Genomic DNA, 14,578 nt, shown 5'->3' with positions numbered 1-14,578 from the left:
TGCAATGACTAAAATAATTACCTATGTAGATGGCTCAGCCATTACTAAAAATGTAACCGATGCTGCTATTTGGGCTTCAAAAAAGCTAAATAAACCAATTAGCTTTGTGCATACAATTGAAAAAACGCAGCGAACAAATGTTGGTGATTACTCTGGTAGTATTGGGCTTGGTGCACAGTCAACACTTCTTGATGAAATGACTAAGCTTGACGAACAACGCTGCAAAGTAAGTTTAAAAATGGCTGACGAATTACTAAATTCAGTAAGTGAGCATGCTAAATCGGCAGGTATTACTAATTTTGAATTAATTAAGCGCCACGGTGATTTACTCGATACCGTTATAGACTTAAAAGACGACACACGCCTTATTGTTATTGGCCAAAATGGTGCGGGACATAGTAATAGCTTTGCGGTGCTGGGTTCACATATAGAAACCTTAGTGCGTAATGCAACACAACCTATTTTGCTTATTCCTGAAACATTTAAACAGCCTACCTCATTTATGATTGCGTACGACGGTCGCGAAACAGCCGACAAAGCGCTACAACAAGTGATTGATGGCGGCTTATTACATGGTTTGCATTGTCATTTAGTGAGTATTAAAAATAACGAAAAAGACCTTGAAGAAAAATTTGTTAATGCACAGCACAAGCTTATCAGTATGGACTTTGAAGTGTCGGCAAGCTTTTTAGAGGGCAATATTTTCGACTCGTTAATGCAATATAAAGAGCAAAATAATGTAGACCTAATTGTAATGGGTGCATTTGGGCACTCTAAACTAAGGCAGTTTTTTGTGGGCAGTAACACCATTAAAATGCTCGAGAACAGCGATGTGCCTGTGGTTATTTTAAAATAAATTTAATAACCTGCACCAAAAAGCCTAAAATCACTTAACTGATTTTAGGCTTTTTTGTTTTTGGCTTAGCTTCAAACTTTTCAAATAAAAACTGAATAAACGACGTAACCTTTTGAGCCACAAACTTTCTATGCGGATAAATAGCAAATAAGCCAAACTCAAAGGTTTTATAGCCTTGCATAACCTGCACAAGCTTGCCCGATGCAATATCGTCTCTCACCACTATTTCAGGGATTAAGCCAATACCACCACCCGCTACAACCACCTCTTTTACTGCTTGTGGGTTATTAACCGAAACACGCGAGTTTACGCTTGCCGTTAATGCCTCACCAGTAGGTGAAACAAGTGGCCAATGGCGACCTATTTTAAAGTTGCTATCAATCACTGTGGCGTGTTGTTCAAGCTCATCAACACTCGCTGGTGCACCAAAACGCTGAATGTATTCGGCTGACGCACATAAAATTAAAGGGTAACTGGTAATTTGCCTCGCAATTAAATTAGAATCAGACACACTGCCAATTCTTATTGCTAAATCAACCCCCTCTTCTAGCAAATCAATTGTTTTGTCTGAAAGCACTAAATCAATACTTAAATCGGGGTATCGGCTCAGTAACTCAGGCATTAATGGCGCAAGGTTTGATTCACCAAACGACACCGGCGCACTCACCCTAAGTTTACCGCTAGCAAGCGCTGTTTGACCCGATAAGTTATCGAGCATTTCACTGTAGCTTTCAATTACAGGTACTACGCTTGTGTAATAACTTTGCCCCGCTTCGGTAATCGAAATTCTGCGCGTGGAGCGGTTAAATAATCTAACCCCTAAGTCTTGCTCTACAATGCCCACGTATTTACTAACCAGCGCCTTTGAAAGCCCTAGTCTGTCGCCTGCGGCTGTAAAAGAGCCTGTTTCAACAACCGCTATGATTGTTTTAATGCCAATAATAGTATCCATGATTGTCAATATAGCATTGACATTTATTCCTTACTAGCTCGGTTTTTCAAAACTGATAATAGTGAAAGAATAGCGTTATTAAAAATCACTATTCAAAATTAAAAACAGGACAACCCATGAGCAATCTAACGCTATACCGTTTTACTTTATCTGGTCATTCACATCGTGCAGAATTATTTACATCGCTTTTAAAGCTTGATGTAAATATGGTTGATGTTGCACTGCAAAACGGCGCACAAAAGCAAGCTGACTTTCTAAAAATGAATATTTTTGGGCAAGTACCCGTACTTAAACATAACGATGACGTTATTAACGATTCAAACGCTATTTTGCTGTACTTGGCACAAAAGTTTGATGCTAACAGAACCTGGTACCCAGAAGATATTACTGTTCAAGCGCACATTCAGCGCTGGTTGAGCGTTGCTGCAGGGCTTGTGGCTTCTGGCCCGTGCTCGGCGCGTTTAGTTACGGTATTTGGCGCAGAGCTTGATCATCAAAACGCGATAAACATTGCCCACACATTATTTAAAACAATGGATGCGTACTTACAAAATCGCGAGTACTTAGTAGGCACTCAACCTACTATTGCTGACATTGCCAACTTTTCGTACATAGCGCACGCACCAGAGGGCGGTGTATCACTTGAACAATACCCAAATATTTTAAGATGGCTAAACAATGTACGTAAACTTGATGGCTTTATAGCAATGCCTGAAACAAAAGCAGGTTTGTTGGCTTAATTTTAAGCTTTATATACTGCTATATAAGAGGCTACTTAGCCTCTTTTTGTAAAAAATAATCTACTTCACGAATTAATCTAAATTTTGACAACTGCTCAAGGAGTTTGCTATCAATGGATATATATTAGTAACTTATATACTTCGATAATAGAGGCCGATAAACTAAAGCAATAGCGTAATCATAATGCGCAATACCACGGAGCGTTCAAAAATGGATCTAGATTCACATATTACTCAACTTGAAAAGCAAAATAGAAGAATGTTTAGCTCAGTTCACTTCTTACTACTATCGGTCGTATTTTCAACAATCATATTGGCTTTACTGTTTTTTACTGAGCCATTAATTGCAATCGCAGCTTCTGGATTTGTTGCTTTTTTCTTGCATTATTTTTACGCTCACTTAGCCTTTAAAAAGCTAAACTCTCGTATTACTTTATTACAAACAAAAATAAGCCAAAGTGAATCAAAAAAATCGTTAACTACTAAATAAATTAACCACCCCGCAATAAAACATAAAACGTAGATTATGAATTGCATGCTTCTAACTCGCTTAACGCTTGTAGCAAGCTTTGAACTAAGCTTGATGTAACCGATAACTAAATAGCAAAGCGATATAGTGACGACAACCTAATAGCTTCAATTTTCAAATTGTGCTTGTTCCCTCTTGCTAATGATTATTCATCTTCAAATTCTGATTTAAGAAATAGGATTGCTTCGATCAGTACCACACATGAAGAAGCCTACTCATAACCACAGATGTGATACTAATCCATCGCAGTTTAACTGCAGCAGTTTGAGGGCTACAGCTCTATATCAAGCACCTCAATACCTTTAGCAGGTAAGGCGCAGCAAATTAACGCTTGCCCTGTCTCTACTGGGTAACTTACGCTATTACGATAAACCACAGCGCCTGCGTTTATTTTTACAGCGCAACTGCCGCAGCTGCCGTTTCGGCAGCCAAATTCAGGTTCTAAACCATGGGATTCGGCTACATTAAGTATAGTGTTATCGCCTTTATTCCAGCGCTGTTCAAAGCCCGATTTGCTAAATTTAATTACGGTGTTGTCGGCTTCCTCAGTGCTAATCTCTTTGCTTTTATTAGGCGCTTCGTTTGTGTTAAGTACTTTGCGCTTAATACTGGAGGGTCCAAATGCTTCAGCAAATATATTTTTATCCTGCACACCGAGCAATAACAGTTCGTTATATACGTGCTGCATAAACGCAGCAGGTCCGCATAAAAAGAACTCGTAATCATCAAGCGGTAAATAATACCTAAACACATCCGCATTTATGCGCCCTTTTAAATTAAAGCTCTCATCTTTTACGTTAAAGCCATTGTCTTGCTTTTCATCAAGTTCAGGCTGAGATAAAAGTGAGTAGTAATCAATTGCGCCGCCACTCGTATCTGCTAACGTTTTTAGCTCGTTATAAAACGCACGCTGTTGGGTGTTTTTAGCACTGTGAAAAATATGTAAAGGGCGTGTATAGCGGGTTCTCAACCCTTCATTGGCAATATGTTTAGCCATTGAGATCATAGGTGTAATACCTATTCCGCCACCAATGAGTACCGCTGGTTTAGTATTGGTTGAGTCAATAAAAAATTGCCCTTGTGGGTATTTAGCTAAAATAACGTCACCTACTTTTACGTTATTATGAAAGTAGTTAGACACCTCACCACTGAGTTCTTTTTTAATCGATAACCGATAAAAGAGTTCATGAGGGCTTGATGAAACGGTGTAGGTTCTAATAACAGGTTTGTTATTACTGTTATTACTACTACTTGGTATTTGTACAGTTAAATGCTGCCCAGCTTTAAACGGTAACAAGGTTGTATTGTTATGCCCTTCTAAATAAAAGGAGGTAATTACATTACTTTCTTTCGTTATTTTAGTTACTTTTAAAGGCTGCCAAGTATGTTTTAGTTTTTCGGCTTGTTTGTTTTTATCAGCCTCAAGCCACGTGCCCGTCATTTTAGTGTTAGGGGAATAAGCATCAAATTTAGCACTAAACGGGAGTAAGTTTTTTAGCCACATTCCTTTAGTGAGGGTAAATTTCCAGCCTCGGTCTGCGCCAATAAAGCCCTCTAACTCTGGATGCCCGTCCCATAAGATTTCAACGCTGCCGGTAAGCATTAATACATTACCCGTGTCAAAATCAGGAAATAACAAACCTGCTTTTGGGTTTAATAAAAAGTTACCCAAGGTATTAAAAAAATTGTTACCTGCGTAATCAGGAATCGTTAATGTATTGCCTTCTCGCTTTACAAAGCCCGGCAACCCACCACGGTGAGAAACATCAACCCCTTCAATTTTTGGATTGTTTTTTGCGGTTATAAAACTCGATACAAAAAATGTATCGGTTGTGTCAATTAACACACTAGATGCGTTATCAAGTGTATTAAATTCAACTTTTTGTACTGCACTACTTTTAACTAAAGGATCTCTATTAAACGTTAAGTCGCGCGTTTGAATATACTGCGGGCAATTTCCAAAGGATTGATCAACATTAAAGCTCACCTTATTATCGTCAATTGCCTCACCTACGCGCACATTTAAACGGTTACGCCTACGCGTGCTTAGCTCAATGCCTAATAAACCAATTGGCGACCCGGCAATCTTTAATGTGTTATGTAGAGGGTCGTTTTTATCAACCGCGTGGGTCATTAATAACGACGTAGGCGTTGGGGCGCTTAAAAAGCCTGGCTGCCCTGAAACAATAGATACCCACGGATTAGCGTTTTCATCAACACTGCCTGCAACCACAAATGGTAACTGCTCAAAAAATGCTTGATGCTGCTCTGGCATAAATGAGCGCACGGCACGTTTACCAAATGCTGCCATTATTTCTCGTTTACCGAGTTTGTCTTGTATTGCCAGCTCGCCTTCATGAAAAGGTGAAGCATCTATTGAGTTTGTGTTAGTCATTTTGCTCGTAATTCGTGTGCGTATTTCATGGGGTAAATTTAACTCAATATACAATCAATGATAATGGGTGTTTTATTGACTGATAATGCACAAAACAATGACAATACTTGCACCCTCTTAGTGCCAGTCGCGCACCAGCATATAACAAAACGGGTTTTATCCTCACTCTAAAAAAACATTAAATACAATTTAAACAATAACTTAAAAAACTGGCTGTATTTTTGCAAACACTCTGTTAACAAGCCCGTTTTACTTACGGCAAAAATTTAGGTTGTGAGCACAATAGCTATTAGCAACCATAGGCAAAGAAGCCCGCACACAGTTATGCATATTGCGTATTTGTGGCGGGCTTTTTTGTTATTTGTATTTAAACCGTCACTTTAAGGAATGCCATATGCAAACCTCGCAAAAAATACTCATTATTGGTAATGGTATGGTCGGACACCACTTTGTTGAGCAAATGCGCCAAAGCGATGCCAACGCAGACATTACTGTACTTTGCGGAGAAGCAAATCTTGCATACGATCGCGTGTATTTATCAAGTGTATTTGATGGCAAAACAGCCGCCGATTTAGCACTTACCACTCACGACAACTATAAACAACTTAATATTAATGTGCATACCAGCCAGTGGGTTGAAGACATTGATAGATCAGAAAAAATAGTGACCACATTAACGGGTGAGCAATACCCGTACGACAAACTTGTACTCGCTACAGGTTCGTTCCCATTTGTGCCGCCTATAAAAGGTAACGACCAACCCCATTGTTTGGTGTATCGCACATTAGAAGATTTAGAACAAATAAAAGCCAGTGCCGCTGTAAGTAAAAGTGGTGTAGTTATTGGCGGTGGTTTGTTAGGGCTTGAAGCCGCAAATGCGATTAAGCAACTAGGACTTGATACCCACGTAGTTGAATTTGCACCACAACTTATGGCTGTTCAACTTGATGGGCAAGGCGGTACGCTTCTAAAAAATAAAATAGAAGAACTTGGCGTAACGGTACACACATCAAAGGCAACCAGTGAAATAGTAAAAGGCGAAACGAGTCGCTTTAGATTGAATTTTTCGGATGAGTCATTTTTAGAAACAGACCTAATTTTGTTTTCTGCCGGTATTCGCCCGTATGACCAACTCGGCAAAATTGCTGATTTAGAACTGGGTGAGCGCGGCGGTATTATTATTAATAACCAATGCCAAACGTCAGATCCTGATATTTTAGCCATTGGCGAATGTGCCCTGTGGGACAAAAAACTATTTGGCTTAGTAGCACCGGGTTACAACATGGCACGCGTTGCAGCGAGTCAATTAAGTGGTGGCGAGCTTGAGTTTTTAGGTGCCGATATGAGCACTAAACTTAAGTTATTAGGTGTAGAAGTAGGCTCAATTGGCGACGCTCACGCAAAAACGCCAGACTGTAAAGAACTTATATATCAAGACGCTATTCGCGGCTGTTATAAAAAAATCATACTAAGTGAAAAAGGCGATAAATTACTGGGTGCTGTACTAGTTGGCGATACCAGCGATTACGATACTTTACTGCAGTACATGCTTAACGACATGGACTTACCAGAAAACCCTGAGTGTTTAATTTTACCAGACAGCGGCGGCGCGCCGTCGTTATCGGGCAGTGCCCTACCCGACACCGCCACTATTTGTTCGTGTCACAATGTGAGTAAAGGCGACATTGTAGGCGCGATTGATGGCGGCTCATGCGATTTAGCCTCGGTAAAATCATGCACTAAAGCAGCAAGCGGCTGTGGTGGTTGTGCTGCGTTACTAAAATCAGTTGTTGATAACGAATTAGCAAGTCGCGGTGTTGAAGTTAACAACCATGTATGTGAGCACTTTGCGTATTCGCGCCAAGAACTACTGCACATGGTAAAAGTAGAAAGCATTAAAAGCTTTGATGACTTACTAACTAAACACGGTAGCGGTCATGGCTGTGAAATATGTAAACCTGCCATTGGCTCTATTTTAGCCTCAACATGGAACGACTTTATTTTAGAGCCCGCCCATGTTGGCTTACAAGACACTAACGATACGTACCTAGCAAACATGCAAAAAGATGGTTCTTACTCTGTAGTACCGCGTATTGCTGGCGGCGAAATAACGCCCGACAAACTCATTGTAATTGGACAAGTAGCAAAAGACTTTAACCTGTACTGCAAAGTCACTGGCGGTCAGCGTATTGATTTATTTGGTGCACGCTTAGAAGAGCTTCCTGTTATTTGGGAGCGACTTATAGAAGCCGGATTTGAGACAGGTCATGCTTATGGTAAGTCTCTTAGAACTGTTAAGTCGTGTGTGGGTAGTACGTGGTGTCGTTATGGTGTGCAAGACAGCGTTGGACACGCAATAGAAATAGAAAACCGCTACAAAGGGTTACGCGCACCGCATAAATTTAAAATGGCGGTATCGGGTTGTACCCGCGAATGCGCCGAAGCACAAAGTAAAGATATTGGCATTATAGCCACCGAAAACGGCTGGAACTTATACGTGTGTGGTAATGGCGGTATGCGCCCTCGCCATGCTGATTTATTTGCGACCGATTTAGACACGCCAACACTAATTAAATACATTGACCGCGTAATTATGTTTTACATTAAAACGGCTGACAAATTACAGCGTACGTCGGTATGGATGGAAAACCTTGAAGGCGGTTTAGACTACCTTAAAAGCGTAGTAATTGACGACAGCTTAGGCATTTGCGACGAGCTAGAAGCGCAAATGGAATTAATTACACAAACCTATGCGTGTGAGTGGAAAAAAGCGATTGAAAGCCCTGATGCAGCCAAACGATTCCGCCAGTTTGTTAATAGCCCCGAAACCGACGACAACATTTTATTTGTGCAAGAGCGTAACCAAATTCGCCCTGCTACAGAAGCCGAAAAGCGTGAGCAACGTAATACACAAAACCGTATTCCAGTAATGGAAGTTGAAGAGGAGCAAGCTGATGTCTTGGCATAATATTGGAACAATCGACAACCTAGTGGCTAATAGCGGCGTATGCGCATTAGTTAATAATCAGCAAGTGGCTATTTTTTACATTCCACAAAATCCAACGGCTGTGTTTGCCATTAGCAACTACGACCCGATTGGCAAAGCCAATGTATTATCGCGTGGCATTATTGGCTCAATCGACAATAAATTAGTTGTCGCATCGCCTTTATATAAGCAACACTTTTGCCTAGAAACAGGCGAATGTTTAGAAGCAGAAGCAATACACTTACCGGTTTTTAATGCAAAAATTGAAGACGGCAGTGTATTTATAAGCTCTGAACCAAAAGTTACAACAGCTGTGGCTTAGGGGAATAGTATGAGTGTACTGTCTTATTTTTCGGGTATTGAAAGCGTGTGGCTAAATAAGCTTGTTACTAAGCTAACAAGCTCAAATAGTCGCAGCGTCAAAAGCGGCAATGTTTATATAATTGGTGCGGGTCCAGGGGACGCAGAGCTAATTACAGTAAAAGCGCAGCGTTTAATTAATATCGCCGATGTTGTTTTATACGATTGGTTAGTAAGCGATGATTTATTAAAAACGCTTCCTAAAAAAGCACAGCGAGTATTTGTAGGTAAACGTGCGGGTAAACATTCGATGACCCAAGCTAACATTTGCGAACTACTGGTTAAATACGCACAACAAGGCTTAAACGTAGTGCGTTTAAAAGGCGGCGATCCGAGTATATTTGCACGTATTAACGAAGAAGCCGATGCGCTTAGTGAGCATAATATTAATTTTGCTATTGTTCCGGGTGTAACAACGGCTTGTGCTACGTCCGCTTATGCGGGTATTCCGCTCACTGCACGCGATGTAGCGCGTAGTGTTACATTTTTAACAGCGCAGTTTGCCGATCCTAACAAGCAACCTCATTGGCAAAATTACGCGTTTATGCCTGCAAACAACAACCCCACTTTAGTGGTTTATATGGGGCTTTCGCGCTTACAAACGCTAAGCTGCGGTTTGCAATCAGTGGGCTGGCCAAGTAATACACCCATCGCACTAATAGAGAATGCCACTACTACTAAGCAAAAGGTAATTACCAGTACGCTTGAACTAATAGTAAATGAGCATGCTAAACACAACCTTCAAGGCCCTACCCTAATTATGATTGGCGAAGTAATAAATCATAAAATGGCTATTAGTCCTGAGTTACTAAACAGTATAAATGTTAACGCATGACGTAAAATGAATAATGCACTTTTCGCGCTTACTACCTCCCCAGGAGTAGGCGCTTTTTTTGTTTTTAATTTGGGTTCAAGTTGTGTGCAATAACATACTTAAATGCACCAAATAAGTTAAAAGTAATGGTAAGTTAAATTATAGAAACAAAGTGAAAAACAAAAATAACACTTTAAGCAATTGTATTAGCTTGATTTTAAATTCAATGATGAAATTTATTAATGATTGGAACAGTGGTTGCACTTTAAAAACAAAAAAGTGTGGAATAATACCAATGGCGACAAGCAATCCTCTCACAAAACAGTTTTTATTAGCGGCTAAGTATCAAGAAATACACGCGCTAAAGCAATTACAAAACAGTTGTGCCTCGCTTACTAAATTAGGCGATTTTGTACATCAGTTACAAAAAGAACGTGCAATGAGTAATATATTTTTGGCCTCAAATCGCGAGCGATTTAAAACCCAATTACAAGAACAAATCCCTTTAAGCAGCAGCGCACAAACTGCATTTTATGATTCTCTTAAACAAACATTTATAAACGACAACGCCGATACTGGACATACTCGGTTATTTAATTTAATTACCTATAGCCTGCAAACACTTGACGCATTGCCCGAATTACGCAATCAAATAGCACAACAAAACATTAGTGCAGTGCATGCTACGCAGTCGTTCACGCAGTTAATTGCTAGTTTACTCAATATTATTTTAGAGGCAGCAGATGGCGCAAGCGATCCTAAAATAACGCGTTTATTAGTTGCATTTTTCAATTTTATGCAAGGTAAAGAGTATGCAGGACAAGAGCGCGCCTGTGGTGCACAAGCATTTGCCGCGAGTAAATTTACCACTGAGCAAAAACAACAACTCGCGCATTTTGTACAAGAGCAAAACCACAGTTTTGACTTTTTTAATGAGTACGCCGATGCGCACCTTTTAAAATGCTTTGCCTCGTTAACAACACATCAGGTTAATAATCAGGTAGAGCAACTTAGAAGTTTACTGCAAAAACTCGATGACGAGAATGCTCAACCGCTCTCGCAACTAAGCGAAGTATGGTATGAAGTAACCACTACGCGCATAGATATAATGCACAAAATTGAACAAAACATAGCAGATCAATTAATTGATACCGCAGCAATGCAAATAGCCTGTGCTCAACGTAGTTTAAATACAAATAAGCAAGTACTTAACAATATGGCAGAGCAGCACATAGCCCCGACTTTTGGGCAATTAGCCATTAAGCAACCAGAGCCAGAAGTAAGCCAAAATATAGCGGCCGATAAGCTCAATAGTAATAAAAGTATGTACGATTTAATTATCGAGCAAAGCCAGCATATTAAACAAATAAACCAAGCCTTACTTGACGCTAAAAAAGTTATTAGTGAGCAAAAGGTTATTCACCAAGCCAAGTACATACTTATTGAGCAGTTAAAGCTCACCGAAGAGCAAGCCCATAAACAGCTACAAAAACAAGCAATGGATACGCATAAAACCTTATTTAGCGTAGCGCAAAAAATTGTACAACTGAGCGATTAAATATGCTGTTTTTACTTGGGCATGTTGCTCTTTAGTAAGAACACTACCCTAAATAATAGTTATTTATTAAGTTACAAATTTCACACCCAGATTGAGTTTTGCCTTATTTTAAAATTGATTCATAACCTGCTGACTACAATAAGGTAAAACTCTAATTTGACGTCTATTAATAATGCAAATTATTCAACGCATTCAAAATAATCAACTACAATAAGTTAATCATTTGTTGCATCTCATTTTAATGAGGCATATTTAATACTGTTGTAGGAGTTTGAATGCCCAATGTAGAGAGTTATATAGAAGGTGTATCATTAATAGATGAGCAGCAATTAACAACTTCTCTTGATAATGACATTCAAACAAACATAGAAAACATTGCTGAGCTAATTTTAAACATTTTTGATGCGAGCTCACTTTCTATTGTTGCTAATCTGCCTTCAGGTGTCGTTGATCTATATAAATCAGGTTCAGAAATAGCAGTAGCTAAAGAGCAACTATCTGATGATATTTTTAATGAATCGATTATTGAGCATGACCTTAAAATATTTAGAGTTATATCGGCTATTATTTTGCCCTCAGGTCTTAAGTTTGGATGGTTGATATTCGAGCGAGCAAGTGATTCACAACTTACAGAAAAAGAAAAATCAATTTTAAATAGTTTACAAAAAAACTTTGTACATCAGTTGGTCCAACGTAAAAACTTATTAGATAAAATAAACAGTGCTAAGGTTAATTCAACAATTTGCGAGCAAAACAAAGAAGACGAAACTGAAAAAGATCGCTTAATCAAAAAATTACAAAAAATGAGCGATGAACTTGATGAATTTACCAGCATTGCTTCACACGATCTCAAGTCACCAATAAATGCTATAAAACGTTTATTAGAATGGGTTTATGATGATTGCAAAGATTTACTCCCTCAAGAGCACCTAGAAAATTTTCAGCTTGTGCTCAGCCGGGCTAATAGAATGCAAGTACTGCTAGAAGATTTACTAAGCTACTCGAGAATAAATAGCTGTGATTCAACTCGTGCAAACATATCTTTAGAAAGTATTTACCAAGATATAGAACAAATTTTAGAAGTTCCACAAGCTGTCACTGTTGATATACACGCCAATCACGAAGTACTCGATATACCACTGATCCCTTTTAAAACTGTTTTTCAAAACCTTATTAGTAATGCAATAAAACATAACAATAAAGAGCACTCGGTTATCGATATTTCACTTATCCCCTCTAATCAATATTACATTATTGAAATAAAAGATAATGGTCCAGGAATTGACCCTAAGTATTTTTCACTCATATTTAAGTTATTTCAGACATTGCAATCTCGAGATGATGTTGAAGGGAGCGGCATCGGACTCTGTATTGCCAATAAGCTCATTATTAATTATGGGGGCAAAATTGAAGTAGCCTCCGATGGAAAGCTTGGCAGTACATTTACTATTTTTTGGCCCAAAGTTTAACTATGAAATTATCAATTATAAACGAGCATAATTTAGCTGCTCTTAGAAGGAACGTATGAATATATTAATTGTTGATGATGACTTAGTTGATCGCAAATTAATTAAAAAGATGCTTATTTCTGATGGCTCTCACCATCATGATATAACCGAGGTAACGTGTGTTTCAGAAGGCTTGGACGCCATTGAAAAAACGCACTTTGATATAATACTACTCGATTATAATATGCCGAAAGAAGATGGCATTGAAATGCTAATTGAAATGCGTGCAAAGCCTAAACTCGGTAACACCGCAATTATCATGATTAGTTCCTCAGAGAACTCAGCTTTAGCTATTGAGTGTATAGAAGCCGGTGCTCAAGACTTTTTACCAAAAGGTGATATAACGAGGGATAGCTTAAATAAAGCGCTTATATATGCAAAAAAACGCTTCGAGGCAGAACAACGTATGCACAACAGTTATCTTGCTGTAAAGCATATGGCAGAACGGGATCAGCTTACTGGTTTGTCTAATCGATATCATTTTGAAGAAATACTAAAAGTAATGATAGCTAACAATAAACGTGCAAAAAACTGCGTGGCGTTACTTGCTTTAGATTTAGATAACTTTAAAAATATTAATGATACGCTTGGCCATAGTGTCGGCGACGAAATTTTAATACAAACAGTAGAAAGAATTCATAGTTGCCTGAGACAAAATGAAGGATTTGCACGCTTAGGAGGCGATGAATTTGCAGTTATAATAGGTGGAATTTGCAATATTAATCAAATAGGTATGATAGCAAATAGAATACTAGCTGAAGTGTCTAAACCCTTTTTGCATGAAGGTAGAACTTTAAATTGCAGTGTTAGTATAGGAAGTGCTTTATACCCAAACGATGCGACTGAATCCAATGAACTGCTAAAATGTGCTGACATTGCAATGTATCGCTCAAAGCAAAGTGGTAAAAGTAGAATTAGCTTTTACAAAGAGCAATATCAGTACGAATTTAGTCGCCGGGTAGATATTCAAAATAGTATAAAAGAGCACATAGAGGAAAAAAACTTTAGGTTATTTTATCAACCTGTTTACTGTTCTAAAACACAAATGATGACAGGTGTTGAAGCACTGGTCCGTTGGCCAGATACAACCATTCATTATACCCCTGATGAGTTTATTCCTATTGCTGAAGAGTGTCGTTTAATTGATCCACTTGGAAAATGGATAATTGCGAGCGCTTTAGAGCAGTTATCTTTATGGCAGCAAAGCTATGAAACGCCGTTAACACTATCTATTAATATTTCACCTATTCAGCTACAAAAAAAGATTTTAGAGACCTATTTATTAGAGACAATCAAAACATACAACTTAAAAACCAGCAGTATTATTCTTGAAATAACAGAAACAGCTTTTATGGAAAATAGTAAAGAAGTGATTGAGATATTAACTTCTTTGTCTAACAAGGGATTTAGGATTGCTTTGGACGATTTTGGTATGGGGTACTCATCCATATCTCATCTAATATCTTACCCTATTGATATAGTAAAATTAGACAAAAGCATGCAGTCGTTGGATGGAGAAAATAATAAGCGATTAAAAATAATCGAGAGTTTATCTTTAATGCTAAAAAAATTAGATTTTTCTGTGGTAGCTGAAGGAATCGAAACGAAAGCCCAACATCAGCTATGTAAAAAACTAAACATAGACTACTTGCAAGGTTTTCTATTTTCAAAACCTATGCCTGCAAACGAGATTAACTTAATACTCGATGACTATTGTAGAAAAATCATCCTTAAATAAATAGGTTATTTTGAGCCTCTGTAAAATTGAAGCTTAAATTAGACACCTATATAACTTTAAGCTAAAAACCTTTGGTTTGAGCCACATACTCAAACTAAAGGCTCTTCAATTGGCACAGCCTAATGGGTTAAAACTTAAAATG

General features: G+C 38.5%; 11 protein-coding genes. 9 read left to right on the top strand and 2 right to left on the bottom strand.

Features of this window, described 5'->3' with window-relative positions; translation table 11 throughout:
• Window positions 1-4: 4 nt before the first annotated feature.
• Complete coding sequence (locus I6E69_RS06660; protein ID WP_197120874.1) at window positions 5-856, top strand: universal stress protein; 852 nt, start codon at window positions 5-7, stop codon at window positions 854-856.
• 34 nt (window positions 857-890) lie between these two features.
• Here I6E69_RS06660 and I6E69_RS06655 read toward each other — a convergent pair whose 3' ends face one another.
• Window positions 891-1,808, bottom strand: a complete 918-nt coding sequence (locus I6E69_RS06655) for a LysR family transcriptional regulator (protein ID WP_197120873.1) — start codon at window positions 1,806-1,808, stop codon at window positions 891-893.
• A gap of 116 nt (window positions 1,809-1,924) precedes the next feature.
• Between I6E69_RS06655 and I6E69_RS06650 the strand changes: the two genes are divergently transcribed.
• Both I6E69_RS06650 and I6E69_RS06645 read left to right on the top strand, forming a co-directional pair.
• Window positions 1,925-2,548, top strand: coding sequence for a glutathione S-transferase (locus I6E69_RS06650; RefSeq protein ID WP_197120872.1), 624 nt, complete (start codon window positions 1,925-1,927; stop codon window positions 2,546-2,548).
• Window positions 2,549-2,759: 211 nt separating this feature from the next.
• Complete coding sequence (locus tag I6E69_RS06645; protein WP_197120871.1) at window positions 2,760-3,038, top strand: hypothetical protein; 279 nt, start codon at window positions 2,760-2,762, stop codon at window positions 3,036-3,038.
• A 310-nt stretch (window positions 3,039-3,348) separates the two neighbouring features.
• Here the strand turns inward: I6E69_RS06645 and I6E69_RS06640 are convergent, their stop codons facing one another.
• Window positions 3,349-5,472 carry a pyridoxamine 5'-phosphate oxidase family protein gene (locus I6E69_RS06640; RefSeq protein ID WP_197120870.1) on the bottom strand — a complete coding sequence of 708 codons (2,124 nt, stop codon included), beginning with the start codon at window positions 5,470-5,472 and terminating at the stop codon, window positions 3,349-3,351.
• Between the two features lie 394 nt (window positions 5,473-5,866).
• On the opposite strand from I6E69_RS06640, the gene nirB reads away from it, so the two are divergent.
• The 6 genes from nirB to I6E69_RS06610 all read left to right on the top strand — a co-directional run bounded on the left by nirB (window position 5,867) and on the right by I6E69_RS06610 (window position 14,436).
• Window positions 5,867-8,440, top strand: a complete 2,574-nt coding sequence (gene nirB, locus I6E69_RS06635) for a nitrite reductase large subunit NirB (protein WP_197120869.1) — start codon at window positions 5,867-5,869, stop codon at window positions 8,438-8,440.
• Complete coding sequence (nirD, locus tag I6E69_RS06630) at window positions 8,427-8,780, top strand: nitrite reductase small subunit NirD (RefSeq protein WP_002959861.1); 354 nt, start codon at window positions 8,427-8,429, stop codon at window positions 8,778-8,780. Before nirB ends, nirD begins: the two co-directional genes overlap by 14 nt.
• Window positions 8,781-8,789: 9 nt before the next feature.
• On the top strand, window positions 8,790-9,653 hold the full coding sequence (cobA, locus tag I6E69_RS06625) for a uroporphyrinogen-III C-methyltransferase (RefSeq protein ID WP_197120868.1): 864 nt from the start codon (window positions 8,790-8,792) through the stop codon (window positions 9,651-9,653).
• Between the two features lie 274 nt (window positions 9,654-9,927).
• A complete protein-coding gene (locus I6E69_RS06620; RefSeq protein ID WP_182737628.1) occupies window positions 9,928-11,190 on the top strand; it encodes a nitrate- and nitrite sensing domain-containing protein in 1,263 nt (420 codons plus the stop codon).
• A gap of 275 nt (window positions 11,191-11,465) precedes the next feature.
• The gene (locus tag I6E69_RS06615) at window positions 11,466-12,659 is read left to right on the top strand and encodes an ATP-binding protein (RefSeq protein ID WP_197120867.1); all 1,194 of its coding nucleotides are present in this window, start codon (window positions 11,466-11,468) and stop codon (window positions 12,657-12,659) included.
• A 55-nt stretch (window positions 12,660-12,714) separates the two neighbouring features.
• The gene (locus I6E69_RS06610) at window positions 12,715-14,436 is read left to right on the top strand and encodes a GGDEF domain-containing response regulator (protein ID WP_197120866.1); all 1,722 of its coding nucleotides are present in this window, start codon (window positions 12,715-12,717) and stop codon (window positions 14,434-14,436) included.
• The last annotated feature ends 142 nt before the right edge of the window (window positions 14,437-14,578 follow it).

Origin of the sequence: Pseudoalteromonas sp. NZS100, from assembly GCF_015864815.1 — a bacterium.
GTDB lineage: Bacteria > Pseudomonadota > Gammaproteobacteria > Enterobacterales > Alteromonadaceae > Pseudoalteromonas > Pseudoalteromonas distincta.
The sequence above is the reverse complement of the archived record's forward strand: the minus strand, read 5'-3'. Positions and strand labels throughout refer to the sequence as shown.

Coding starts and splice junctions, on each gene's coding strand:
- nirD (WP_002959861.1), top strand. CDS start 8,427: ATGTCTTGGCATAATATTGGAACAATCGACAACCTAGTGGCTAATAGC.
- I6E69_RS06645 (WP_197120871.1), top strand. CDS start 2,760: ATGGATCTAGATTCACATATTACTCAACTTGAAAAGCAAAATAGAAGA.
- I6E69_RS06615 (WP_197120867.1), top strand. CDS start 11,466: ATGCCCAATGTAGAGAGTTATATAGAAGGTGTATCATTAATAGATGAG.
- I6E69_RS06660 (WP_197120874.1), top strand. CDS start 5: ATGACTAAAATAATTACCTATGTAGATGGCTCAGCCATTACTAAAAAT.
- cobA (WP_197120868.1), top strand. CDS start 8,790: ATGAGTGTACTGTCTTATTTTTCGGGTATTGAAAGCGTGTGGCTAAAT.
- I6E69_RS06655 (WP_197120873.1), bottom strand. CDS start 1,808: ATGGATACTATTATTGGCATTAAAACAATCATAGCGGTTGTTGAAACA.
- I6E69_RS06620 (WP_182737628.1), top strand. CDS start 9,928: ATGGCGACAAGCAATCCTCTCACAAAACAGTTTTTATTAGCGGCTAAG.
- I6E69_RS06640 (WP_197120870.1), bottom strand. CDS start 5,472: ATGACTAACACAAACTCAATAGATGCTTCACCTTTTCATGAAGGCGAG.
- I6E69_RS06650 (WP_197120872.1), top strand. CDS start 1,925: ATGAGCAATCTAACGCTATACCGTTTTACTTTATCTGGTCATTCACAT.
- I6E69_RS06610 (WP_197120866.1), top strand. CDS start 12,715: ATGAATATATTAATTGTTGATGATGACTTAGTTGATCGCAAATTAATT.
- nirB (WP_197120869.1), top strand. CDS start 5,867: ATGCAAACCTCGCAAAAAATACTCATTATTGGTAATGGTATGGTCGGA.